The 23,623-nt window shown below is 74.5% G+C and carries 22 protein-coding genes and 1 pseudogene; 6 read left to right on the top strand and 17 right to left on the bottom strand.

Annotation, left to right across the window (positions count from 1 at the left end; all coding sequences use genetic code 11):
• Positions 1–111: 111 nt before the first annotated feature.
• The 8 genes and pseudogenes from MRQ36_RS34125 to MRQ36_RS26155 all read right to left on the bottom strand — a co-directional run bounded on the left by MRQ36_RS34125 (position 112) and on the right by MRQ36_RS26155 (position 8,155).
• Positions 112–912 (bottom strand): FGGY-family carbohydrate kinase, encoded by an 801-nt coding sequence (locus MRQ36_RS34125; RefSeq protein ID WP_308194918.1) that lies wholly within the window; start codon positions 910–912, stop codon positions 112–114.
• Positions 879–1,763, bottom strand: coding sequence for a hypothetical protein (locus MRQ36_RS34120; protein ID WP_308194917.1), 885 nt, complete (start codon positions 1,761–1,763; stop codon positions 879–881). Before MRQ36_RS34120 ends, MRQ36_RS34125 begins: the two co-directional genes overlap by 34 nt.
• A 55-nt stretch (positions 1,764–1,818) precedes the next feature.
• The gene (locus MRQ36_RS26180) at positions 1,819–2,073 is read right to left on the bottom strand and encodes a hypothetical protein (RefSeq protein ID WP_242799388.1); all 255 of its coding nucleotides are present in this window, start codon (positions 2,071–2,073) and stop codon (positions 1,819–1,821) included.
• 68 nt (positions 2,074–2,141) lie between these two features.
• Complete coding sequence (locus MRQ36_RS26175; RefSeq protein WP_374251201.1) at positions 2,142–3,509, bottom strand: PLP-dependent aminotransferase family protein; 1,368 nt, start codon at positions 3,507–3,509, stop codon at positions 2,142–2,144.
• Positions 3,452–4,545, bottom strand: a pseudogene (locus MRQ36_RS26170) (alpha-hydroxy acid oxidase). The gene MRQ36_RS26175 and the pseudogene MRQ36_RS26170 overlap by 58 nt, the downstream one beginning before the upstream one ends.
• 55 nt (positions 4,546–4,600) lie before the next feature.
• Positions 4,601–5,578: an alpha/beta hydrolase gene (locus MRQ36_RS26165; RefSeq protein WP_242799386.1), complete on the bottom strand. Its 978-nt coding sequence runs from the start codon at positions 5,576–5,578 to the stop codon at positions 4,601–4,603.
• 9 nt (positions 5,579–5,587) lie between these two features.
• Positions 5,588–6,805 carry a cytochrome P450 gene (locus MRQ36_RS26160; protein ID WP_242801397.1) on the bottom strand — a complete coding sequence of 406 codons (1,218 nt, stop codon included), beginning with the start codon at positions 6,803–6,805 and terminating at the stop codon, positions 5,588–5,590.
• Positions 6,806–6,871: 66 nt separating this feature from the next.
• Positions 6,872–8,155 (bottom strand): SGNH/GDSL hydrolase family protein, encoded by a 1,284-nt coding sequence (locus MRQ36_RS26155; RefSeq protein WP_242801395.1) that lies wholly within the window; start codon positions 8,153–8,155, stop codon positions 6,872–6,874.
• A 360-nt stretch (positions 8,156–8,515) separates the two neighbouring features.
• Between MRQ36_RS26155 and MRQ36_RS26150 the strand changes: the two genes are divergently transcribed.
• The 5 genes from MRQ36_RS26150 to MRQ36_RS26135 all read left to right on the top strand — a co-directional run bounded on the left by MRQ36_RS26150 (position 8,516) and on the right by MRQ36_RS26135 (position 13,378).
• On the top strand, positions 8,516–10,105 hold the full coding sequence (locus MRQ36_RS26150) for an AMP-binding protein (RefSeq protein WP_242799385.1): 1,590 nt from the start codon (positions 8,516–8,518) through the stop codon (positions 10,103–10,105).
• Positions 10,102–11,355 (top strand): MFS transporter, encoded by a 1,254-nt coding sequence (locus MRQ36_RS26145; RefSeq protein ID WP_242799384.1) that lies wholly within the window; start codon positions 10,102–10,104, stop codon positions 11,353–11,355. The genes MRQ36_RS26150 and MRQ36_RS26145 overlap by 4 nt, the downstream gene beginning before the upstream one ends.
• Positions 11,304–11,573: a nucleotidyltransferase domain-containing protein gene (locus tag MRQ36_RS34730; RefSeq protein ID WP_374251198.1), complete on the top strand. Its 270-nt coding sequence runs from the start codon at positions 11,304–11,306 to the stop codon at positions 11,571–11,573. The genes MRQ36_RS26145 and MRQ36_RS34730 overlap by 52 nt, the downstream gene beginning before the upstream one ends.
• Positions 11,570–12,577 carry a hypothetical protein gene (locus tag MRQ36_RS26140; RefSeq protein WP_242799383.1) on the top strand — a complete coding sequence of 336 codons (1,008 nt, stop codon included), beginning with the start codon at positions 11,570–11,572 and terminating at the stop codon, positions 12,575–12,577. The genes MRQ36_RS34730 and MRQ36_RS26140 overlap by 4 nt, the downstream gene beginning before the upstream one ends.
• 120 nt (positions 12,578–12,697) lie before the next feature.
• Positions 12,698–13,378, top strand: coding sequence for an SGNH/GDSL hydrolase family protein (locus tag MRQ36_RS26135; RefSeq protein WP_242799382.1), 681 nt, complete (start codon positions 12,698–12,700; stop codon positions 13,376–13,378).
• Positions 13,379–13,384: 6 nt separating this feature from the next.
• Here the strand turns inward: MRQ36_RS26135 and MRQ36_RS34115 are convergent, their stop codons facing one another.
• The gene (locus MRQ36_RS34115) at positions 13,385–14,074 is read right to left on the bottom strand and encodes a TetR/AcrR family transcriptional regulator (protein ID WP_242799381.1); all 690 of its coding nucleotides are present in this window, start codon (positions 14,072–14,074) and stop codon (positions 13,385–13,387) included.
• A gap of 58 nt (positions 14,075–14,132) precedes the next feature.
• On the opposite strand from MRQ36_RS34115, the gene MRQ36_RS26125 reads away from it, so the two are divergent.
• Positions 14,133–14,957 (top strand): alpha/beta fold hydrolase, encoded by an 825-nt coding sequence (locus MRQ36_RS26125; RefSeq protein WP_242799380.1) that lies wholly within the window; start codon positions 14,133–14,135, stop codon positions 14,955–14,957.
• Positions 14,958–15,034: 77 nt separating this feature from the next.
• Here the strand turns inward: MRQ36_RS26125 and MRQ36_RS26120 are convergent, their stop codons facing one another.
• The 8 genes from MRQ36_RS26120 to hppD form a co-directional block, all read right to left on the bottom strand.
• Positions 15,035–15,868: an inositol monophosphatase gene (locus MRQ36_RS26120; RefSeq protein ID WP_242799379.1), complete on the bottom strand. Its 834-nt coding sequence runs from the start codon at positions 15,866–15,868 to the stop codon at positions 15,035–15,037.
• Positions 15,865–17,076: an MFS transporter gene (locus MRQ36_RS26115; RefSeq protein ID WP_242799378.1), complete on the bottom strand. Its 1,212-nt coding sequence runs from the start codon at positions 17,074–17,076 to the stop codon at positions 15,865–15,867. The genes MRQ36_RS26120 and MRQ36_RS26115 overlap by 4 nt, the downstream gene beginning before the upstream one ends.
• Before the next feature lie 346 nt (positions 17,077–17,422).
• The gene (locus tag MRQ36_RS26110; protein WP_242799377.1) at positions 17,423–18,772 is read right to left on the bottom strand and encodes a hypothetical protein; all 1,350 of its coding nucleotides are present in this window, start codon (positions 18,770–18,772) and stop codon (positions 17,423–17,425) included.
• A gap of 3 nt (positions 18,773–18,775) precedes the next feature.
• Positions 18,776–19,741 (bottom strand): alpha-ketoacid dehydrogenase subunit beta, encoded by a 966-nt coding sequence (locus MRQ36_RS26105; RefSeq protein WP_242799376.1) that lies wholly within the window; start codon positions 19,739–19,741, stop codon positions 18,776–18,778.
• On the bottom strand, positions 19,741–20,709 hold the full coding sequence (locus MRQ36_RS26100; RefSeq protein ID WP_242799375.1) for a thiamine pyrophosphate-dependent dehydrogenase E1 component subunit alpha: 969 nt from the start codon (positions 20,707–20,709) through the stop codon (positions 19,741–19,743). The genes MRQ36_RS26105 and MRQ36_RS26100 overlap by 1 nt, the downstream gene beginning before the upstream one ends.
• Positions 20,706–21,503, bottom strand: a complete 798-nt coding sequence (locus MRQ36_RS26095) for a DUF3050 domain-containing protein (RefSeq protein WP_242799374.1) — start codon at positions 21,501–21,503, stop codon at positions 20,706–20,708. Before MRQ36_RS26095 ends, MRQ36_RS26100 begins: the two co-directional genes overlap by 4 nt.
• Positions 21,504–21,505: 2 nt before the next feature.
• Positions 21,506–22,429, bottom strand: a complete 924-nt coding sequence (locus MRQ36_RS26090; RefSeq protein WP_242799373.1) for a phytanoyl-CoA dioxygenase family protein — start codon at positions 22,427–22,429, stop codon at positions 21,506–21,508.
• Positions 22,426–23,574, bottom strand: coding sequence for a 4-hydroxyphenylpyruvate dioxygenase (gene hppD, locus MRQ36_RS26085; protein ID WP_242799372.1), 1,149 nt, complete (start codon positions 23,572–23,574; stop codon positions 22,426–22,428). The genes MRQ36_RS26090 and hppD overlap by 4 nt, the downstream gene beginning before the upstream one ends.
• Positions 23,575–23,623 lie beyond the last annotated feature (49 nt).

The raw sequence follows: 23,623 nt of genomic DNA, 5'->3' as shown, positions 1-23,623 counted from the left end.
CATGGAGTCGTGGCGCCCGGAAGGCGGCCTTCGGGGCTTTCGTCCACCACCACACCTCCATGATCGTCGGGCTGGGAGCGGGGCGGGACGGGGGGCAGGGGACGGGCGGGGTCAGGGGGTGGGGTGGGGGCGGGTGCGGAGGGCGTGGAGGCGGTGCAGGACGTCGGTGCCGCCGCGGCCGAAGTGGTCGTGCAGGGCGCGGTACTCGGCGTACAGGTCGTCGTAGGCAGCGGCGCGGGCGGGATCGGGGCGCCAGGTCTCACGGTGCGGGGCACCCATCGCGTCGGACGCGGTCGGCACGTCCGGGTACGCCCCGGCGGCCACCGCCGCGTGGACGGCCGCGCCGAGCGCCGCCGGGTGGTCGGTGTCGAGCACGTGCAGCGGCCGGCGCAGCACGTCGGCGTAGGTGCGCAGCAGCAGTCGGTTGCCGGTCAGTCCCCCGGCGGCGGTCAGCTCGTCCACCGGTACGCCGGCCGAGGTGAACGCCTCGACGACCGTCCGCGCCCCGAACGCGGTCGCCTCCAGCAGCGCCCGCCAGATCTCCTCGGGGCGGGTGGCCAGGGTGAGCCCGACCAGCACGCCGCTGAGTTCGTGGTCCATCAGCACCGACCGGTTGCCGCTGTGCCAGTCCAGCGCGAGCAGCCCGTGCCCGCCCACGGGTTGGTCGGCGGCGAGCGCGTCGAGCAGCGCGTACGGGGACACGCCCCGGCGGCGGGCCTCCTGCGCGTAGGAGGCGGGCAGGGCGCGGTCGACGTACCAGGCGAAGATGTCGCCGACGCCGCTCTGCCCGGCCTCGTGGCCCCAGTGGCCGGCGGTGACCCCGTCCTCGACCACCCCGCACAGCCCGGGCACCTCGTGGCAGGTGTCGGAGTTCATGATCAGGCAGGTGGAGGTGCCGAGCACCGCCAGCATCCGGCCGGGCCGGACCGCGCGGGCGGCCGCGGCGGTGACGTGCGCGTCGATGGCCCCGACCGCCACCGCGGTGCCGACCGGCAGGCCGGTCCACCGGGCGGCGGCCCGGTCAGGTCACCGGCCCGGGCGGCCGGTGGCGCGAGTGGCCCGTCGACCTTCGCCAGCAGCTCGGGCAGCCTGGGGTGCAGGGCGGCCAGGAAGTCGCGGCTCGGGTAGTGGCCGTCCTGCCGCAGCCCCTTGAAGCCGGCGGCCGAGGCGTTGCGGGTCTCCCGGCCGCAGAGCTGCCAGACCAGCCAGTCCGCGGTCTCGATCCACCGGTCGGCGCGGTGGAACACCTCGGGGTCCTCGGTGAGCACGGCGAGAGCCTTGGCGAGCTGCCACTCGGCGGAGACCCGGCCGCCGTACCGGGCCAGCCAGGGCTCGGCGCGCTCCCGGGCGAGGGCGTTGATCCGGTCCGCGTGCGGCTGGTCGGCGTGGTGCTTCCAGAGCTTCGGCCAGGCGTGCGGCCGGCCGCGCAGCGCGGGCAGCTCGGCCAGCGGGGTGCCGTCGGCGAGGGTGGGCAGCACGGTGCAGGAGGTGGCGTCCAGACCGATACCGATCACGTCGGCCGGGTCGATCCCGGCGGCCCGTACGGCGGCGGGCACGGCGGTGCGCAGCACTTCGCGATGGTCGGCGGGGTCCTGCAGCGCCCACTGCGGGGGCAGCGGCGCCCCGTCCGGCAGCCGCTCGGTGAGCACCCCGTGCCGGTACGGGTGGACCGCCGCGCCGCGCTCGGTGCCGTCGGCGACGTCGACCACCACGGCGCGGCCGGAGAGGGTGCCGAGGTCGACCCCGACGACGTACCGGCTCACGAACCCTCCCCTGGTCGGGCGGCCGGGTGCCGGCCGTGGGAGGAACGCTAGCCGGTCAGCCCTTGAGCGGGCGCTTGAGGTGGTAGCGGTGCACCTCGGTGCTGCCCTGGACGTTGTTCACGTCCTCGGCGGCCGAGACGAGTTCCCAGCCGTCCCGGCCGGCCCGGTTGAGGTGGGCGATCGCGGTGTCGCCGTACGGAGTGATGTCGGTGCGGGACCCGTCGGGGCCGTACCAGACGAACGACACGTGGAAATTGCGGCCCTGCCCCTGATAGCGACGGACCAGCAACGCGTACTCCCAGGCAACCATCGGTCCATTATCTACGGTCCGATGCCGAGCGGGAACACGGGTGGTGGCGCAACGGCGACACTGTGGCGTCAGCCCGACCCGGCCCGGGCGGCGAGCTCGTCGGTGACCAGGGCGGCGAGCCGGTCCAGTCCGACCTCGATCTGGGCCGGGGTGACCGCGCTGACCGAGAGCCGCAGCGCCTCGACCGGGGCCCCGTCGGCATAGAAGTGCGCCATCGGGGTCCAGAGCACGCCGTACTCGCGGGCCGAGCGGTGCAGCAGCGCGTCGTCGACGCCGAACGGCACGGTGAGCACCACGAAGAACCCGCCGGCGGGCGCGTTCCAGCGCACCGGGCCGCCGGCCGGGAAGCGCCGGGCCAACCCGTCGAGCAGGTGCCGCAGGTTGCGCGCGTACGCGGCGCGTTCCCGCACGTTCGCCGCGACCAGGGAGCAGTCGTACGCCAGCAGCGCGCCGCCGATCACCGCCTGGGCGATCGGCGAGGTGTTCACGGTGACCATGCTCTTGATCTTGGCGAGCTGGTCGGCGAGCGGGCCGACGGCCCCGTCGGAGCCGGACACCCGCTGGTCGGCGACCACGTAGCCGACCCGGGCCCCGGGCAGCACGGTCTTGGCGAACGACCCGAGGTGGACCACCCGCCGCCGGGTGTCCAGCGCCTTGAGGGTGGGCAGCCGGTCGGCGTCCCCGGCCGGGAAGAGCCCGTACGGGTTGTCCTCGATCAGCAGCAACTCCTCCTCGGCGGCGAGGTCGAGCAGCCGGCGACGCCGGTCCAGGTCCATGCTGACGCCGGACGGGTTGGCGAAGTCGGGCATCAGGTAGCAGGCGCGTGGGCGCAGCCCTTCGGCCCGGGCCCGGTGCAGCTGGGCGCGCAGGTCGGCCAGGTCGATCCCGGCCGGTCCGCCGGTCACCGGGCGTACCGGCAGGTCGACCAGGCGGGCCGCGCCGGTGAGCCCGACGTACGTGGGGGCGACCGCGAGCAGCACGTCCCGGGGGTCGGCCCGCAGCGCCCGCAGCACCAGGAACATCGCCTCCTGGCAGCCGACGGTGACCACGATGCTCTCCGGGTCGACGGTGATCCGCTCGTCGACGGCGAGGTGGCGGGCGATCAGGTGGTGCACGATGCCCTTGGTGCGGCCGTACTGGAGCAGGGTCCGCCGGATCTGCTCCGGGCCCTGCCCGAGGTCGTCGGCGAGGTGCCGGCGGAACGTCTCCAGGTGCCGGTGCAGCGCGTCGACGGAGAAGTACTCCTCGTACGGCCGGCCGGCGGCGAACGACACCGCGTCCGGATACTGCTGCGCCACCTCGTTGAGGAAGTTCATCGAGTTCAACGCCGGATCGTCGACGGCCGGGTGCAGCGCCGCCACCTCCAGGTCCACCGCCGTCACGTGGGCCCGCCGATCCGGGTGCGCAGCCCGCGGGCGGCGGCCGGGTCGGCGCAGCCGGCCAGGGTGAGCGCGTCGCGCACCTCGGCGGCGAGCAGCGCCAACGCCTCCTGCGCCCCGGCCCGGCCGCCGGCCGCGAGCGCCCAGAGCATCGGCCGGCCGACGAGCACGCCGTTCGCGCCGAGCGCCAGCGCCCGCAGCACGTCCACGCCGCCGCGTACCCCGCTGTCCAGCAGCACCTCGCAGCGCTCCCCCACCGCGGCGACCACCTCCGGCAGCATCTCGGCGCTGGCCGGCGCGCCGTCGAGCTGCCGGCCGCCGTGGTTGGAGACGATCACGCCGTCCGCCCCCGCCGCCGCGGCGAGGACCGCGTCGCGCGGGTCGAGGATGCCCTTGACCAGCAGCGGCAGTCCGGTATGCGCGCGCAGCCAGGCCAGGTCGGACCAGCTCAGCGCGGGCGCGAAGACGGCGCCGGTGTGCGCGGCGACGGCGGAGACCCCGGGGTGCCCTGATGGGCGAGGTCGTCCCGCCCGCCGGGCAGGTGCGCCGCGGTGACCTGCGGCGGCAACGCGAAGCCGTTGCGCAGGTCGCGCCGCCGCCGGCCGAGCACCGGCACGTCGACGGTGACCACCAGGGCGGTGCAGCCGGCCGCCGCCGCCCGCGCCACCAGGTCGGTCACCATGCTGCGGTCGCGCAGCCAGTAGAGCTGGAACCAGACCTCCCCGCCGACGGCGGCGACCTCCTCGACCGGCGTGCTGCTGAGCGTGCTGAGCACGTAGGGCACGCCGGCCGCGCGGGCCGCCGCCGCCAGAGCCGGCTCGCCGTCCGGATGGACCAGCTTCTGGTACGCCATCGGCGCGACCGCCACCGGCATCGCCTGCCGGCGGCCGAGCAGCGGGGCGTCGGTGCGGGGCGAGTCCACGCCGGTCAACACCCGGGGCAGCACGGCGATCCGGTCGAGGGCGGCCCGGTTGGCGGCCAGCGTGGTCTCGGTCCCGCTGCCCCCGTCGACGTACTCCCAGGCGTCCGGCGGCACCACCGCCCGCGCCGCCTCGGCGAAGTCGTCCAGGCACACCGCAGGGCGGTCAGCCATCGACGCCCCGGTCGCGACCTCCGGCGCGCGGGCCGGCACCTCGGACGTCAGCCGCTCAGTCATCGGCGCGCCCCGTCACGCCGGCCGGAGCGGTCGGCAGCTGCGGCCCGAACCGGTCGCGCAGGAACGCCGCCGCCTGCTCCTGGGCGCGCCGACCGGCGTCGAAGACCCCCGGCATGGCGAAGAAGCCGTGGATCATGCCGGGATACCGGGTGACCTCGGTGGGTACGCCGGCCGCGCGCAGCCGGTCGGCGTACCGCTCGCCCTCGTCGCGCAGCGGGTCGTGCTCGGCGGTCACCACCAGGGCGGGCGGCAGCCCGGACAGGTCCTCGGCCAGCAGCGGCGAGGCCAACGGATCGGCCGCGTCCCCCGGGTCGGCCAGGTAGTGCCCCCGATACCAGGCGACCGAGTGCCGGTTGAACAGCAGCGGGTCCTCCTCGCCGGCCGGTGCGGGACCGGGCCGCTGGTCGGTGTTCGGATAGACCAGCAGCTGCGCGGCGAGCCGGGGGCCGCCGTCGGCGCGGGCCAGCAGGGTGACCGCCGCGGCCAGGTTGCCGCCCGCGCTGTCACCGCCCACCGCCAGCCGGTCCGGGTCCGCGCCGAACTCGTCGGCGTGCGTGGCGATCCACCGCAGGGCCGCGTGGCAGTCCTGCACGGCGGCCGGGAACCGGTGCTCCGGGGCCAGCCGGTAACCCACGGTCACCACCTGGCAGGGCGTGGCGTTGGCCAGCCGGCGGCAGATCCCGTCGGCCGTCTCCACGCTGCCGAGCGTCCAGCCACCGCCGAAGAAGTACAGCAGGGTGGGCAGCGGTCCGTCGCCGGCCGGCCGGTGGATCCGCACCGGCAGCGGCCCGCCCGGGCCGGGGACGTGCGCGTCGCGTACCTCATGGACCGGCTCGGGATCGCCGCCGCCGGCGCGGATCGCGGCCAGGTCCGCGGCGCGGGCCTGCGCCAGGGTCTGCCGGTAGAGCGGTACGGTGCCGGCGGCCGCGCGCGCGGCCCGGTACGCGACCACCTGGGGGTCGAGGGCCATGGCGGTCTCCTAACTGCCGGTGGCGACGAAGAGCTTGTCGATGCCGCGCAGGAAGAGGCTGCCGCTGTAGGTCGGTGCCTGCGTCACGGCGAGGCCGGGGAACCGGGCGAAGAGCCGGGGCAGGGCGAGTCGCCCCTCCAGCCGGGACACCGCCGAGCCGAGGCAGAAGTGCAGCCCCACCCCGAACGCGAGCGACGGCGGCCCGTCCCGGTGCGGGTCGAAGCGGTCCGGGTCGGGGAACCGGGCCGGGTCGCGGTTGGCCCCGGCGATCAGCAGCAGCACGTTCTCGTCCCGGGCGACCGGCACGCCGGCCAGTTCGGTGTCCCGGGGCGCGGACCGGGCCAGGAAGTGCACCGGGCTGGCCATCCGCAGCACCTCGTCGACGCAGCCCCGGGCCAGCGCGTCGTCGCCGGGCAGCGCCGCGACGGTGTCCGGGTGGTCGAGCAGCAGCGGCAGGCCGTTGCTGAACATGTAGACGGTGGTCACGAAGCTCGCGTTGAACAGCACGATCAGGTTGCTGATCAGCTCGTCCTCGGTCAGCTCGACGCCACCGCCGTCCAGCGCCTCCACCAGCCCGCTGATCAGGTCCTCGCCGGGTCGGGCCCGGCGGTGGGCGATCAGGTCGCGGTAGTAGTCGCGCAGCTCCTCGGCAGCCCGGTTGGCCCGGGCCAGCCGCTCCGGGGTCTTGCCGGCGACGTCCATGTACTCGTCGATCCAGTCGACCCGCTGCCGGTACCACGCCAGGTCCGCCTCGGGCAGGCCGATGAACTCGGCCATCACCAGCGCCGGGACCGGGTACGCGAAGTCCGCCACGAAGTCGACCTCCGCGCCGCCGGCTCCCGCCTCGGCGATGCGGTCCAGCATGGTGTCCACCACCCGCACGACCACCGGCTCCAGGGCGCCCAGCCGGCGCGGCGTGAAGGTCTTCGCGAAGACGGCCCGCATCCGGGTGTGGTCGGGCGGGTCGACGAACATCATCGAGGTGAGGAAGGTGCGCAGGATCTCCTGCTCCTGCCAGCCGGGCGGCATCCCCTTGTACCAGCCGGGGTCGCGCAGCACCTGGTCGACCACGTCGTACCCGACGGCGACGGCGGTGACGGTGCGGTGCTCGGCACGGGCCGGGACCTCGCTGACCGGACCGTGCCGGTGCAGGGCCGCGTACCAGGGATAGGGGTTCTGCCGACCGGCCTCGCTGTACAGGCCGGTCAGGATCTCGTCGACGTCCACGGCGGTCGTACCTCCCCAGGAATCGGCGGTGGGGGCGGCGGGGGTCACCCGCCGCCCCCACCGGTGTCACAGACCGAGCAGGCGCAGGGGTACGGCGTCGGCCATCGCCTGGTTGCCGGTGTCGTTCGGGTGGATGTGGTCGCCGGAGTCGTACGCCGGGAGCAGCCGGCTCGGCTGCGCCGGGTCGCGCAGCACCGCGTCGAAGTCGAGCACACCGTCGAACTCCTGCCCGCCGGGGCCGCGCAGCCAGGTGTTGACCGCCTGCCGGGTGGCGTCCTTCTCCGGTGTCCACACCCCGGGGCCGCCGTTGCCCTCGTACGGGGTGATCGTGCCGACCAGGCTGGTCAGGCCGCGCTCCTTCGCCTGCTGGTTGAGCTGCCGCAGGGAGGCGATGATGCTCTCCGCGGAGTCACCGTTCATCCAGATGTCGTTGATGCCGAGGTGGGTGATGAGGGTCCGCGCGCCGGTCTGGGCGAAGACGTCCTCGTTGAGCCGGGCCAGCGCGTTCGGGCCCAGCTCGTTGTAGCCGGGGAAGCCACCCGCGCCGGGCTCCGGGCCCTCGTGGTTGAGCCGGTTGCCGGCGAGGCTCATGTTCAGCACGCCCGGCGTGCGGACCTCGGGGCGGGCGTCGGCGAGCCGGGCGGCGAGCAGGTCCGGCCAGCGCTTGTTGGCGTTGACCGTGCTGCCGTTGCCGTCGGCGATGGAGTCACCGTAGACGACGACCGCGCCGGGGCTGAGCCGGCGTTCCACGTCGATCCCGGAGAGGAACATCCAGCAGCAGTTCGGTTTGATGGTGAAACCGGCCCCACCGGCCGCGGTGGTCAGGTCGGTGGCGCCGATGAAGGTGGTCGCCCGGGACTGGCCGTGGAAGGTGACCGGGCCGGTCAGCACCGGGAAGTGCAGGGTGACCAGCAGATCCTCCTGCTCGTCGACGGGCAGGTCCAGCGGGTCGCTCAGCAGCTCGGCGCCCCGGTTGATGGTGGCCGAGGTGGCGCCGCCGAAGGTCAGCTCGCGCAGGGTGGCCGGGTCGATGTCCGAGCGGTCGTCTCCGGTGGCGGTGTTCGGTCGGGCGATGGTGGCGTGCCCGACCTTGACGGCCTGCTCGCCGTAGAGGTTGGTCAGCCGGACCCGCAGCCGGTCACCGCCGACGGAGGTGTGCACGGTCATCCGGATGCTCTGGTCGTTGAGGCCGGTGTTGGTGAGGCCGACGGTGTTGCCGCGGGTCACCGCCGCCGCCCAGCTGCCGGCCCACTCCGTCCGCCCGGGCCGGGCGCGGTCGGTGTCGGTGGGGCCGGCGCTCGCCACGACCGCCGGGGTACCGACGATCAGCAGGGTGGCGGCGGAAGCAATGACGTGCCATCTCTTCGGGGTCGACATTGAACCTCCATGGTTGGCAGTCCGGTACGCGGGCCGGTTGCCGGCACCGCCCGGACGATGGACCGAAAGCTAGCGGCCGGCGCTGACGGGCGTCAATCGACCTGATCGACATGGTCAAATGTCTGCTCCGCGTGCGCGGACACCGTTCGGCTCTGTCCGCGCGCCCGGCGGCCCGCCTAGGCTCGCAGGCGGCGGCGGTGCGGTCGCCGACCCGCGCACCGGTCGTCGCGTCCCGGCCGTGACCTGCCCGGACGCCGCTCGCGGCCGGACGGCGCGGCGGGCCCCACCGGGCCGACGCGGCACCGGCCGCCGGACCGCGATGGGGGCTGTGCGATGACCGAGGAGTCCACCCGACCGACGTCCTACGTGCACGACGCGCTGGACCTGTTCGCCGGCTTCGGCGCGCGGGAGGCGCTGGTCGGCGAGAGCCGGCGGTTGACCTACACCGACGTCGCCGCCGAGGTGCGCGCGCTGGCCGCCGCCCTCACCCGGCACGGTGTCCGCCCCGGCGCCGCCGTGCTGGTGATGCTCGGCAACACCGTCGAGGGGCCGCTGCTGCAACTCGCGGCGCACCTGCTCGGCTGCCGGACGATGTGGATCGCGCCGGTCACCTCCCGCCGTGAGATCGACGAGTTCGTCGCGCTGGCCCGCCCCGACGCCTTCGTGCACGACCCCCGGGCCGCCGACGGTCTCGGCGCGCAGCTCGCCGCCGGGCTCCCCGGCGTACCGGTGCTCTGCCTCGGCCCGGGCGGTGCCGGCCCGGACCTGACCGCACCGGCCGACGGGGCGCCCGTGCTCCCGGCCGAGGTGCCCGCACCCGAGTCGTTCCTGCAGACCAGCGGCACCACCGGCACACCGAAGCTGGTGCACCACCGGGAGAGCTTCTATCGCCAGGTGCTGGCCCTGGCGGCCGACTTCCGCGGCGCCGGCCTGCCGCTGCTGCGGCACCTGTCGCACTCACCGATGTGGCTGGCCAGCGGGCAGATCACCACCCTGTTCAACCTCTTCACCGGCGGGGTGCTCTTCCTGCGCGACCGGTGGGACCCGGCGGCGTTCATCGCTACCGTCGACGCCGAGCGGCTCACCTCCACCTTCGTCACCCCACCGATGCTCTCCGAGGTCCTCGACCATCCGGACCTGCCCGGCGCGGACTTCTCCGCGATGTTCATGTTCAACGTGGGCGCCGGGCCCGCCGCGCCCGTCCGGCTGCGCCAGGCGATCGCGCGCTTCGGCCCGGTCCTGCGCATCGTGTACGGCCTCAGCGAGGCGGTGGTGATCTGTGCCCTGCCGGGGCTCACCGACGACCCGGCGCACCCGGAGCGGCTGCGCTCCTGCGGCCGGCCGTACGGGGACGTGGCGGTGCAGATCCGCGACGCCGAGCAGCGGGTGCTGCCACCCGGCGTGGACGGCGAGGTCTGGGTCCGCACGAGGCTGAGCTTCGCCGGCTACCACGGCCGGCCCGAGCTGACCGCCGAGACGCTGGTCGACGGCTGGGTCCGCACCCGCGACATCGGCCACCTCGACGCCGACGGCTACCTCTACCTGGTCGACCGCCTGCAGGACCGGATCCTGACCCGGCAGAAGAGCTGGCCGATCTATTCGCGCCCGATCGAGGACGCGCTCGCCATCCACCCGGAGGTCCGGGCGGCGGCGGTGATCGGCGTACCGGACCCGGTCGCCGGGGAGCTGCCGCACGCGTACGTGGTGCGGGCGCCGGGGGGCACGGTGACCGGTGACGAGCTGATCGCCCTGGTGACCCGGGAACTGAGCGACACCTGGGCACCCGGCGCGGTGGAGTTCGTCGACGCGCTGCCGCTGAACCGGTCGGCCAAGGTCGACAAGCGTGCCCTGCGCGCCCGGTACGCGGCCGACCATCCGCAGGACGCCGACGCGGTGCCGACGGCCAGCGGCGGCCGGGCGTGACCCCGCGCCGGGAACTGTTCACCCTGGTCGGCGCCGACCTGATCTCCAACCTGGGCACCCGCATCTCGGTGGTGGCGATCCCCTGGCTGGTGCTGGAGACCACCGGCAGCCCCACCCGGATGGGCCTCGTGGCGGCGGCGGAGACGCTGCCGTACCTGCTCTCCTCCGCCCTGGCCACACCGTGGGCGGACCGGTTCGGGGTGCGCCGCACCTCGGTCGTGGCGGACGCGGCGAGCGCGGCGGCGATGGCGGTGGTGGCGCTGGCGCCCTGGCTCGGCTTCGGGACGCTGCTGGCGCTGGTGGCGGTGGCGGGCGGGCTGCGCGGCATCGGCGACCGGGTCAAGCACGTGCTGTTCAAGCCGGCGGCCGAGCGGGCCGGGGTGCCGCTGATCCGGCTCACCTCCGCCTACGACGGGCTGACCCGGGGCATGACCTTGTTCGGGGCGGTGCTGGGCGGGTTGCTGATCGACTGGGTCGGGGTGACCCGGGCGATCTGGATCGACGCGGGCACCTTCGCGGTCTGCGCGCTGCTGGTCGGCGTACTCGTGCGACCGCCGGCCCCGGCGGTGCCGGCGGCCCGGGAGGGTTACCTGCGCGCCCTGCGGGGCGGCTTCGCGCACCTGCGCGCCGACCGGACGCTGCTGACCATGCTGGTGGTGGTGTCGGTGTCCAACATGTTCGCCAACGCCAGCGTGGCGGTGTGGATCCCGCTGTGGGTGGCCCGGGTCCTCGGCGACCCGGCCGGGTTCGGCCTGCTGCTCGGTGTCTTCGCCGGTGGGGCCCTCGCGGGCAACCTGCTCTTCACGATGGCCGGTACGCGGCTGCCCCGCCAGCTCACCTTCGCGCTGGGGGTGGCGCTCAGCGGTACCCCCCGCCTGCTCGCCCTCGCCCTCAGCGACCGGCTGGCCGTGGTGCTCACCGTGACGTTCCTGTCCGGGGTGGCGATCTCGGTGGTGAACCCGCTGCTCGGCGCGGCCCTCTACGAGCGGGTGCCGGCCGCGTTGCAGACCCGGGTGCTCGGCATCGCCGGCTCGGTGGCGTTCCTCGGGCTGCCGGTGGGTGCGCTGCTCGGCGGCTGGTCGGTGGCCCTGCTCGGGCTGACCCCGGCGCTGCTGGTGATGTCGGTGGCCTGCCTGGTGCTCACCGTTGGCCCGCTGCTGGCCCGGCGGTCGCCGACGGCAGCGGCGTCCAGGCCGGGCTGGACGGCGTCACCTTCGACTACCCGGCGGACGGCTTCACCGAGGGAGTGATTGGCGGCCGGCCGGTGCCCTGCCTGTCGGTGACCCAGCAACTGCGCTTCCGCGAGGGCCACCCGCCGCGCGACGTCGACCACCACGACATCGCCCTGCTCCGGGCGGTGCCCGGAGCCGACTCGCCCGGACGCCCGTCCGGGGTCCGCTGCCCGGGGAAGACCCGGGAGTCACCTGATGCGCGAGCCCGGCCGCCGCGCCGAGCATCGGGAGCATGAGTGGACGGCACGCACCGGTCCTCGTTCGCGCGGCGACCGGACCGGACCGGCTGGAACTGTTCCTGGTCAGCGCGGTGCTCTGCATCGCGGTGACCCGTGCCTTCCTGGCCGCGACGGGCTTCCCGCAGGTCGGCTCCGGCGGCCTGCACCTGGCGCACGTGCTCTGGGGCGGACTCGGCATGCTGGTCGGTCAACTGCTGTCACTGCTCTTCCTCGGTCCCCGGGCGCTCCGGCTCGCCGCGATCGTCGGCGGCCTCGGCTTCGGTCTCTTCATCGACGAGGTCGGCAAGTTCGTCACCCGGGACAACAACTACTTCTACGAGCCGGTCGCCGCGATCATCTACGGCACCTTCGTCGCCACCTGGCTGGTGGGGCGCGTCGGGGTGCACCGGCGGCCACTCACCGACCACGAGCGCCTGGTGAACCAGCTCGACGCGCTCGCCGGCGCGGCCGCCACCACGCCGCCCGACGAGATGCGGGCGGGCCGGTGGGACCGGACACCGACTGTCGGCGGCCAGCCGGCCGCCCCACTGGGGCAACGCCTCACCCGGTCCGATCCGGGCCGGCTCCGGGCCAGGCTCAGCCCCCTCCGGGACGGACTCAACCGGCCCCGGGCGAGGCTCAACCGGCGCCTGTCCGCGCGGACCGTCCTCACCGTGACGTCCCTGTTCGTCGTCTTCGCCATCGGGCGGCCCCTCGTGCTGCTGTCCCGGGACGCCACCGTCGGGAACCAGGTGTACGTCGCGGCGGCGAGCACCGCGCTGCTGCTCACCGTCGTCGGACTGGTGCGGTGGCACGCCGGGCAGCGGGCGCCGGCGCTGCGCCTCGTGGCGGCGGCACTGCTCCTCCAACTGCTGGTCGGGCAGCTCTTCTGGCTGCTCGACAACGAGTTCGCCGGTTTCCCGCTGGTGGCGCTGAACCTGCTGCTGCTGGTCCGGATCCGCGCCCTGGCCCGGACGGCGCGCTGCACCGGCACGCGGCCAAAGTCACCGGCCGCCGGCTGAGCGCTCGTGCCGCGACCATCACCCCACCGCCGCCGGACCGGGTGCCGGCAACCTCATGATCGCTGCCCGGGAGAACCGTGGCGAATGCGCGGAGCGGTGCGGGTCGGATAGCGTGCGGGGATGGGATCGACGGTCGCCGAAGCTTCGGATCCGTACTGCCTGCGGGACGGGGAGGGCGGGGAGCTGCTGCGGGGGCATCCGTGGCGGCGCTTCGTGGTGCTGGGCGACAGCGTGGCCGAGGGGATGTGCGAGCCGGTCGACGGCTATCCCGACGTGCAGTGGGCCGACCGGATCGCCGCCGAGCTGTCGGCGGTGCGGCCGGGACTGGCGTACCTGAACCTGGGGCTGCGAGGGCTGCGGGCGCACGAGGTACGCGCGACGCAACTGGCCCCCGCGCTGGCGTTCGGACCGGACCTGGCGCTGGTGGTCTGCGGCGGCAACGACGCCTTCCGACCCGGCTACGACCCGGACGCGGTCGACGCCGAGCTGACCGCGATCGTCGGCGCCCTCCAAGCGGCCGGGGCGGACGTCATCACCGTCGGCATGTTCGACGTCTCGCACAGCCCGGCCGTACCGGCGTCGCTACGGCCCGGCCTGGGCGAGCGGATGCGGTTGCTGTCCTCCCGTACCGGCCGGCTGGCGGAACGGCTCGGCACGCTGCACGTGCACCTGACCGACCATCCGCTCGTCGCCGACCCGTCGCTCTACAGCAGCGACGGCCGGCACGGCAGCGCGCGCAGCGACGCCGTCGCCACCGCCGTCACTCTTCGCGTCCTGGGCCGCCACCTCACCGCCCGCTGAGCGGGGTCAGCCCGGATCGGCGGCGAGCAGGCCGGTCAGCAGGCTGCGCAGGGTGCGCTCGAAGAGGTCCCCGCGAGGTGGAGCGGCCGGGGGTTCGGTGAACGCGGCGGCCAGGTGTGGATGGTCCGCCAGATCGACGTGGTCGAAGGTGACGGTGCCGGCGGCCGCCGCGCTGCGGGCGAAGAGCGACACCACGCCCGTGACCATGGCGATCGCCTCGAACTTCGCGGCGACCCCGGCCCGCACCGGCTGCAGCAGACGCAGGCAGGCGTCGAAGTAGGCGAGGGTGTTCGGCCCGGGGGTGGCGCGGCGGGCCGTCGCGTCCGGCAGCCACGGGTGATGCCGGTAGAGCGCCAGCTGGCGGCGGGCCAGCAGCAGGAACTGGTCCTGCCAGTGCCCGTCGCCGGCCGGGTAGGGCCGCAGCTCCCCCGCACACCGGTCGACCATCAGGTCCAGCAGGTCGTCGCGGGACGACAGGTGCCGGTAGAGCGAACCCGCCGCCATCCCGAGCGCGCCGGCGACCGCGCGCATCGACACGGCGGCCAACCCGTCGGCATCGGCCAACCCGACGGCGGCGGCGACGATCTCGTCGCGGCTGTGCGTCGGGGCGGGCCCGCGGGTGCCGCGCTGCGGCCGGGTCCAGATCGACCGTCCGGCCGAGTCGCCGTCGGCCGGACTGCTCGGTGCGCCGTTCACCCCACTACTCTAAACTGCAAACAGCGTTCGCGGTTTCGCGGTGCGGAAGGGAGCGGTCATGCAGCGGATCACGGCACCGGACGGCGCGAGAATCGTCCTGCACTCCAGGGGAAGCGGCCCGGATCTCGTGGTGGTGCACGGGGGCGGGGTCACCATCCACGAATACCGGCGGCTCGCCGCGCGGCTCGCCGACCGGTTCACCGTGCACCTGTACAACCGGCGCGGCCGGGCGGACGCCGCACCGCGCCGCGAGCCGTACACGGTGGAGCAGGAGGTCGACGACCTGGGTGCGGTGCTCGCGCACACCGGCGCCCGGCGCGCCATCGGGCACAGCTACGGCGCCTTCGTCGTGCTGCGGGCCGCGCTCCGGCTGCCGCTGGACCGGATCGCCGTCTACGACGCGCCGCTCCACCTGGCCGGGCACGGCCTGCCGACCGGGTTCATCGACCCGGCGCAGGAGGCGGTCCGGGACGGGAACACCGCGCGGGCGCTGGCGATCGTGGGCGCGGCGGTCAACCCGCAGTCCGCGGCGTCGCGGCTCCCCCTCGGCGTACGGACCGCGATCTGCCGGGCGTTCCTGCGCACCGAGGTCGGGCGGACGATGGGCGGCCTGGTGGGGATGACGCTGGCCGAGTCGCGGCAGATCCAGGAGTACGACGGCCCGGTCGAGGAGTACGCCGCCATCACCGCGGAGACGCTGCTGATCAGCGGCGCCCGGGCCGCCCCCTACTTCACCGAGGTCAACACCCGCCTGGCCGCCGTCATCCCGCGGGCCCGAACCCTCCGCGTCCCCGGCAGCCCCCACAACGGCATCGCCGTGGCACCCCCCGCCCTCATCACCCCCGTCACCACCTTCTTCACCACCCCCACCCGCGCGGGTTGACCCGCCCCCGCGGGTTGATCAAGAGGTTTGCGTCAGGAATCCGGCTCCGGGAGACGCAAACCTCTTGATCAACCAGGTCAGGGGTGGGTGGGGTACGCGAGGGCGGTGAGCAGGTGGGGGTGCAGGAGGGCGTTGGAGTAGAGGCCGCCGCCCTGGTCGCCGGCGTGGCCGCCGGTCCGGTCGGTGAACCGTCCGCCGGCCTCCTCGACGAGCAGGATCCAGGGCGCGTGGTCCCAGAGGTGGTAACGCTCGACCAGGAAGCCGTCGATCTCGCCCCGGACCAGCTCGACGAGCGGGAGGGGGGTCGCCGGTGCGCGGGCCACACCCGGTGGCAGGCAGTCGCGGTGCGCGTCGCCCAGGACATCGACTCGGGCGTCGGCCAGGTGCGACGTGGTGCTGACCCGCAGGCGCCTCGGCGCGGTCTCCCCGCGGGGCCAGGGCGACTCGAAGGATCCGCCGCCCCGAATGGCCCACCAGCGGCGTCCCAGCGCGGGAGCGGTGACGACCGCGAGCTCGGTGCGCCCGGCGACCTCCAACGCGACGTGGATCCGCCAGTTCGGATCACCCCGACTGAAGAACGACGTGCCGTCCACCGGGTCGATGATCCAGACCCGATCCGACGTACCGAGTCGACCGAACTCCTCGCCGAGGAGCGCGTCCGCCGGCCTCGCCGCGGACAGCCGCTCGCGGAGCAGTCGCTCGACCGCCCGGTCGGCCTCGGTGACCGGAGTGCCGTCGTCCTTCAGCGTCGCCGCCACGCCGGAGCGGAAGTAGGCGAGCGCGAGCTGCGCCGCCAGCTCCGACACCTCGAACGCGAGGCGGAGGTCCGCCGCACCTCCCGCGACCGACGACGCCGTCGACCCGGGGTCGCCGACCTCGAGGTGCCGGTGGCGGTCAGGGTGCCCGGTCATGGCCGCCCCCCGGCACCTGAGGCGGCACGGAGGTCACCGGTGGATGCGTGCCTGGTGACAGCCGTCATCACCACGGCGCCCAGCAGGGCCGCGACGGGTGCCAGGGCCAGGCCGTGGCGGACGCCGATCGCCAGCAACGGGCCGCTGAGCGCCGAGCCGGCGGCGCTGCCGACGGTGAACGCCGTGGCGACCCAGGCGAACGCCTCGGCGGCGGTGCCTGGTGCCGCCAGCCGGTCCACCGCGACGAAGACGGCGGTCAACACCGGCGGCAGGGCCAACCCACTGACGACCAGCAGCACCGCCATCAGGGCGGGGCGCGGGGTGGACAACAGCGGCAGGAACCCGACCGCCAACGCCCCGGCGAAGAGCGGCAGCCGCCCGGGGCCGCCGGGCGCAGCCCGGGTGTAGAGCAGGCCGCCGATCAGGGCACCGGTCGCCTGCGCGGCGAGCAGCCAACCGGCGAGGTGCCGGTCGCCGGCCGCCTCCGCGTAGGCCGTGACGGCCACCGCGATGCCGCCGATCGCCATGCCGACGCAGGCCACGCCGGCCAGCATGGCCGTGAACCGGGGACGCCGGAGTGGGCCGGCCCAGTGGCGTACGGCCGGGACACCGCGCCAGGCGCGGACCGCGGGCGCGCGGGCGAAGACCGCGGTGCCGGCGAGTTGCAGCAGCGCCGCCACCGGAAGCCCCGCGGCCGGACCGCCGAGGGCCACCGCGAGCAGCGTGGTGAGCGGACCGACCACGAAGATGACCTCCTGGACGGCGACGTCCAACGTGTACGCGACCGGCACGGCCGCCGGGGGCAGGAGATCCGGCCAGAGCGAACGCAGGCACGCCTCCAACGGTGGCGTGCCGAACCCGGCCAGCACGGCACCCAGCACGGCGCCCGGGACACCCAGGACGCCGGTGGCGACGACGCCGAATCCGGCGCCCGACAGGATCGCCGAGCCCCACAGCACCGGCGGTTGACGCCAGCGGTCCACGGCGCGGGCGAGCAGCGGCGCCCCGACCGCCATCCCGCCGGTGTACGCGGCGACGAGCAGACCGGCGGTGGTCAGGCTGAGCGACTGCCGGGCGAACAGCAGCAGGGCGAGCGGGCCGGAGGCGGTGGGCAGGCGGCCGACCTGAGCGGCGACGAGCACCCGCGGCACCTGCGCGGTACGCAGGACCGCCCCGATCCCGGTGGCGGGCGACTGGACAGTGGGCATGGGACATCGCTCCCGGTGCGATGGCGTGGACGGGCGGACCTGCGGGCGAAGGCCGGCGCGGGTCAGGGAGCGAAGTCGGCCCGCTCGTGGTCGTTGCCGTACAACGGCAGCGCGGGCGTGATCCATCGGGCGTACGCGGCTGCGACAGCCTCCACCGGGATCACCCGTCGACGGTAGCGCACGACCTACCCCGCCGGCTGCCCCGCCCGACCTCCACCCACCCCACCCACTCGCGGCCCGCCGGTGGCCCGGTGATCAAGAAGTTTGCGTCGGGGACACGCCGGTCGGCGGACCAGAACTTCTTGATCACCGGGGCCGGGCCGGGCGGGTGGTGGGGTGCGGGGGCTCAGTCGGTGAGGAGGATGCCGGTGAGGAGGACGCCTCGGGCGAGGTTGAGGACCTCCTCGCAGCCGGGGAAGCCGACGCGGGCCAGGGCGCCGGAGGCGGTACGGCCGAACAGGTACGGGGCCAGGCTGTACGGCACCTCGGCGGTGACGGTCTCCCCGGTCTCGATCCGCACGAAGTCCATCGGCACCCGGTCGGCGTGGTGGTAGCGCTGGAGGATGTTGCCGCCCGCGTCGACGGCGGCGCGGACGCCGTCCTCCCAGGCGACCGGGCTCAGCTCCCGGCCGATCAGCACCCCGTACCCGGCGGAGCCACCGGCCGGCTTCGCCACCAGGTTCGCCTGGTCCGCGAGGGCCCGGTCGAGCTGGTCGGCGGTGAGCGCGACGGTGTGCGGGACGTACCGGCGGACCAGCGTCCGGTCGGCCTCGGAGAGCAGGTCGAGGTCGGCCCAGAGCCAGGCGTAGTTGAGCTTGTTGCCGAGCAGCCAGGCGGCGGCGCTGACGAACATCGGCAGGGTGCCCGCGGCCAGGGCGGCGGCCACCGCGTCCAGGCCGGCGCTGGGGGTGACCCGGTTGGGCACGAAGAGCCGGAACAGCGCGTCGACGGGTGCACCGCCGACCAAGAGGTGCTTCCCGGCGTCCACGGTGGCGGTGGCGAGGCCGGCGATGACCAGGTCGATGCCGAAGTGCTTGGCCCGGTCGGCGAGCGGGTCGAGGATCCGCAGGAACGTCTCCGGGTCCTCCAGGCCGGGATAGTCGGCGTCGAGGTCCATCAGCAGCGCCACCCGGGCACCGTCGGCCAGGCCCAGCGTGTCCCGGATCGCCACGAACCGCTGATCCAGCAGGGACGGCGCCGGCCGGACCCCGTCCAGCAGGCCCCGCTCGCGGTAGAGGTCGGCGTAGCGGTAGATCACCGTGTCGGCGTCGAACGCGCCGCCGAGGCTGCTGTCGATGTTGTACTCGACGATGCACGGCACCCCGTCCGAGAGCAGCACGTCCGGCCGGAACGCGGCGAGCAGGCCGTCGTGCAGCGGCTCGTCCTCGTCGAGCAGCCGGGTCTCCCCCTCCGGCACGTCCAGCAGCCGGCGCAGTTGTCCGGCCGTGGAGGCCCGCCGGCGGCACGCCTGGAGGATCAGCTGGGCGATCCGGTCACAGACCTCGTTCAGCTCGCGGAACGCGTCGGCGGTCAACACCGGGGGGCGGGCCAGCCGCCACTGCCGGTTGTACGTCGCCCGGCCGTGGAAGACCTGCTCCCAGGCCGCGGCGCCGCTGGCCACCATCGCCGTACGGGTGGACTCGGGAAGGTCGCTCCACGGCTGTGCGGCGGGCGGCCACACGTAGTTCGGGTCCATCGGTCATCCGTCCTTCATGGTCAGTTGGATGGCGGCGCGGAGCTGGTCCCGGCCGGGCTGCACGGCCCGGTCCAGGGCGGGCGCGAAGGGCAGCACGGCCCCGTCGGGGCGGGTGACCCGGCGGGGCGGCGCGGCCAGCCGGACCCGCTCGACCACGGTGGCGATGATCTCGGCGGCGATGCCGCAGGACCGGTTGGAGTCGTCCACCACCACCAGCCGGCCGGTGCGGGACACCGACTCGACCAGCCCGTCCCGGTCGAACGGATAGAGGGTGCGCGGGTCGAACACCTCCACGGAGACCTGGTCGGCGAGTTCGTCGGCGACGGCGAGCGCGTCGTGCACCAGGTGCCCGACGGCGACCACCGTGACGTCGGCGCCGGCGCGCCGGACCACGCCCCGGCCCAGCGGCACCGGCGCCGGATCGGGCACGTCGGCGCGGACGTCCAGCGCGCCCGCCGGGGCGAAGACCACCACCGGGTCGTCGCAGCGGATCGCCGACACCAGCAGCCCGTACGCGTCGGCCGGGGTGGCCGGCACCACCGTGGTCACCCCCACGTGCGCGAAGAGGCCGTACGGGTGGTCGGAGTGCTGCCCCGCCCACCCGGTCCGCGAGCCGGAGCCGGGCACCAGGTAGGTGACCGGCACGGCGCACTGCCCGCCCGTCATCAGCGGGAACTTGTGCGCGTGGTTGACGATCTGCTCGAAGACCAGGAACAGCAGCGACGGGATCTGGAACTCGACGACCGGCCGCAGCCCGGCCAGGGCCGCCCCGGTGGCGAAGCTGGTGAACGCCTGCTCCGACAGCGGGGTGTCGATCACCCGGTCCGGCCCGAACCGCTTCAGCAGCCCCGAGGTGACGTTCGAGGCACCCACCCGGATGTCCTCGCCCAGCAGGAAGACCGACTCGTCGCGGGTCAACTCGTCGGCGAGCGCCCGGGTGAGCGCCCGACGGTAGGAGAGCCGGGGCATCAGCCACCTCCGGTCCGGGCGACCAGCCCGCTGGCGTACAGGTGGTCCAGCGCGCCGGCCGGGTCGGGCTCGGGGCTGGCCAGGGCGAACTCGACCGCCGCGGCGAGGGTGGTCTCGACCTCCGCGTCGACGGCCGCCCGGTCGGCCGCCGACAGCCGGGCGGCCTGGATGTCCACCGGGTCGCGGGCCCGACCGGCGGCCACCTCGTCGGGCGTCCGGTAGTCGAGGCGTACCACGTGTTCGAAGGTGTGGTGGGCGTCGAAGCGGTAGGTGCGGGCCTCGACCAGCTCCGGGCCGCCGCCGGCGCGCATCCGCGTGACGGCGGCGGCGGTGGCCACGCGTACGGTCTCGGGGTCCTGGCCGTCCACGACGGTGGCCGGCATGCCGAACGCCTCGGCGCGGCCGGCGATGGTGCCGGCGACCGCGCCCGCGACGGGCATGGTGGTGGCGTAGCCGTTGTTCTCGCAGATGAACAGCACCGGGACCCGCCAGAGCGCGGCCAGGTTGAACGCCTCCAGCAGCATTCCCTCGTTGACCGCGCCGTCACCGAAGAAGGTGGCGCCGACGACGTCGGCGCCGCGCCGCCGGCGGGCCCACACCGCCCCGGTGAGGATCGCGCCGGCGGCGCCGACGATGGCGTTCGCGCCGAGCACCCCGACGCCGAGGTCGGCGGCGTGCATCGACCCGCCCCGGCCCCGGTTGAGCCCGGTGGCCCGGCCGCAGAGCTCGGCGAGCATCCGGGCCGGGTCGGCGCCCTTGGCCAGCACGTGCCCGTGCCCCCGGTGGGTGCCGGTGACCAGGTCGTCGGCGCGCAGCGCCGCGCAGACCCCGGCGGCGATCCCCTCCTGGCCGAGGTACGGGTGGATGCCGCCGACGATCGTCCCGGCGTGCACCAGGTCGATGGCCCGCTCCTCGAACCGGCGGATCAGCCGTACCGTGCGGTAGAGCCGGACCGGGTCGGCGCTCACGCCGGCCGGCCCTCCTTGATCGCGGCGAGGATGTCGTCCCAGAGCTTCGCCCGGGCGGTGAGTGCCTCGTTGACCGTGTCGGCGCACTCCTGCCACTTGGTGTCGTCGTCGCCGCAGAGGTCGGCCAGCATCTGCATGGCCATCGGGGTGTGCTGCTCGCCGTCGACCTCGATGTGCCGCTCGAGGTAGTCGACGAAGGTGTTCAGCCGGTGGCTGCGGTCGTTGACGGCGACGACCTGGGTGAACATTTCGGGGATCAGGTCCTCCCGGCCGAACGCGAAGGCCGCCGCCTGGCAGTGCACCGGGGTCTGCTCGATGATCCGCCAGGTGGTGCCGGCGAACGCCGCCGACGGGGCGGGCACGCCGGCCTCGGTCAGGGCCTCGGTGACCGGCCGCCCGGCCCGCAGCAGGTCGACGAGGCGGTCGACGGCGGTGGTGTCGGCGCCGGCCTCCCGCATGCCGCGCACGTAGAGCTCGAAGTGGCTGATGTAGCCGTCGCCCAGCTCGTCGCTCTCCTCCACCATGACGATGTCGTTGATCAGGCGGCGGCTGCCGGTCGGGCCGGTCGGGATCCACGGCACGGTGACGCAGGTGAGCTGGCGTTGCAGCGACGTCAGCAGCGACATGAAGTCCCACACCGCGAAGACGTGGTGCGCCATGAAGGTGACCAGCGCCTCGTGGGTGTCGAGGTGGGCGTAGAGGGGATGCCGGACGACGGCGTCGCGGCGCTCGGTGACCGCCTGCTCCAGCCGTTCGATGCCCGGGTGCGTGCCACCCCAGTCGTACCGTGACATTGTCAGCCTCCCTGCTGGGCGCGGTCGCGCCAGACGACCGGGCAGAATTCGGGGTCCGCGTAGTCCGGCCGCCCGTCGGGCGTGCGGCGGACCAGCACGTCGTGGTTGTACGCGGCGAGCGTCCCGTCGGAGAGCGGATACTCCCGCCAGCTGTTGCCGCCGTCCTGCAGGTGCAGCGAGATCGCCTGCCGGGGCCGGTCGCTGAGGTTCGGGCCGCTGCCGTGGTAGGTGCGGCAGTGGTGGAAGCTGACGTGTCCCTTCGGGATCACCACGGGGATCTTGCGGATCACCGCGCCGTTGTACGCGGCGTTCTCGGCGAGCATCTCCTCCAGCTGGTCGCGGTCGCGCTCGGCGAAGTGCCGCACCACCGTGTCGTCCGCGCCCACCTCCCGCCAACGGTGCGAGCCGTCGACCATGGTGATGGTGCCCATCTCCTCGCCGCAGTCGTGGAACGGGATGAACGCGGTGAGCATCCGCTCCGACGACGACGACGCCCAGTAGTGCTTGTCGAAGTGCCAGGGCACGATGTTCGACGGCTCGCCGGAGATCGGCGGCTTGTAGATCAGGGTGGACTGGAAGATCCGGATCTCGTCGGCCTGCGCCAGGCGGGCGGCGACCGCCCCGAGCAGCGGCTTGCGCAGGATCGCCCCGAGCCCGTCGTGCTCGTGGTGGACGTAGTCGTTGTGCCGCTGCACCGGTCCCTTCGACGGGTCCCAGTAGGCGAGCTTCGGCGGCCGGACCGGCAGGGTGCGGTCCCGCTCCCCGGCGTAGTAGCGGTCGGCCGCCGCGGCCAGCGCGTCGACCTCGTCGTCGGTGAACAGTTTCTTCGACAGGTACCAGCCGTGCTCGGTGTAGAACCGCACGTCGGCCGGGGAGGGCAGCAGCGCCTCCTCCTCGGCGGTCAGCGCGGGCTCGGTCGTGGTCATGCCGCCACCTCTCGACTCGTCGCCGCCACGGCGGGTCGCGCCGCGACGGTGGGTGTGGTGGTGCCGGCCGCGACGCCGGGGTTCGCCCCCGCCGCGGTCAGCTCCCGTTCCTTGGCCTCGTAGAGCGCCCGGATGTTGCCGCTGCCGAAGGTGCGCGCGCCGCGCCGCTCGATGAGTTCGAGGAAGAGGGTGCGGCGCACGTGCATCGACTCGGTGAAGATCTGCAACAGCTGTCCACCGTGGTCGGAGTCGACCAGGACGCCCAGCTCACGCAGCCGGGCCAGCGGCGCGTCGACCGGCCCCACCCGCTGCTCCAGGCCGTCGTAGTAGCTGCCCGGGGTGCCGGCGAAGCGGACGCCCCGCCCGGCGAGCGCGCCGACGGCGCTGACGATGTCGTCGGTGCGCAGCGCCAGGTGCTGCACCCCGGCCCCGGCGTGCCAGCGCAGGAAGTCCTCGATCTGGCCGGGCCGCCGGCTGGTGTCCGGCTCCAGCAGCACGAGGGTGACCCGCCCGGACGGGCTCTGCACCACGGTGGAGTTCATCGCCTGCCCGGCCACCTCGACGTGCTCGGTGAAGGTCGACGCGAAGCCGAAGACCCGTTCGTAGTAGGCGACGGTCGCGGCGAGCCGCCCGGGTGGCACGCAGACGGCCAGGTGGTCGACCTCGGCGAGCAGGTCGTCGCCGGGGCCGGCCGGCAGCGACTCGATCGCGCCGGGCAGGAAGTCGGCCCGGTCGCCGCGCCGCTCCACCAGCCGGTGCCGCACGTCGCCGAAGCCGCCGACCTCGGCGGTCACCACCTCGGCGTCCGCGCCGGTCCAGGTGCGCGGCGGGGCCACCGCCGTCGCGCCGCGCGCCACCAGCTCCGCGTACGCCCCGGCGGCGTGGTCGACCTCCAGCGCCACCACCGCGACGCCGTCGCCGTGCCGTTGCACGTACGTCGACGCCGGATGTTCGGCGGTCAGCCCGGAGGTGAGCAGCAGCCGGATGTCGGCCTGCCCCAGCAGCAGCGACCGCTGGTCGGCCAGCCCCGTCTCCGGTCCCCCCTGGCCGCGCAGCTGGAAACCGACCGCGGTGCCGAAGTAGAAGGCCGCCTGCCGGGCGTCCCCCACGTGCAGTTCGAGGTGGTCTATTCCGGTGATCTCCATTGATCCAGCCCTTCCTGTTCCCCCCGTGGTCGACGTGCGGGCGCGCGGC

The organism is Micromonospora sp. R77 (assembly GCF_022747945.1).
GTDB lineage: Bacteria > Actinomycetota > Actinomycetes > Mycobacteriales > Micromonosporaceae > Micromonospora.
This window is presented reverse-complemented; position numbering and strand designations above follow the sequence as displayed.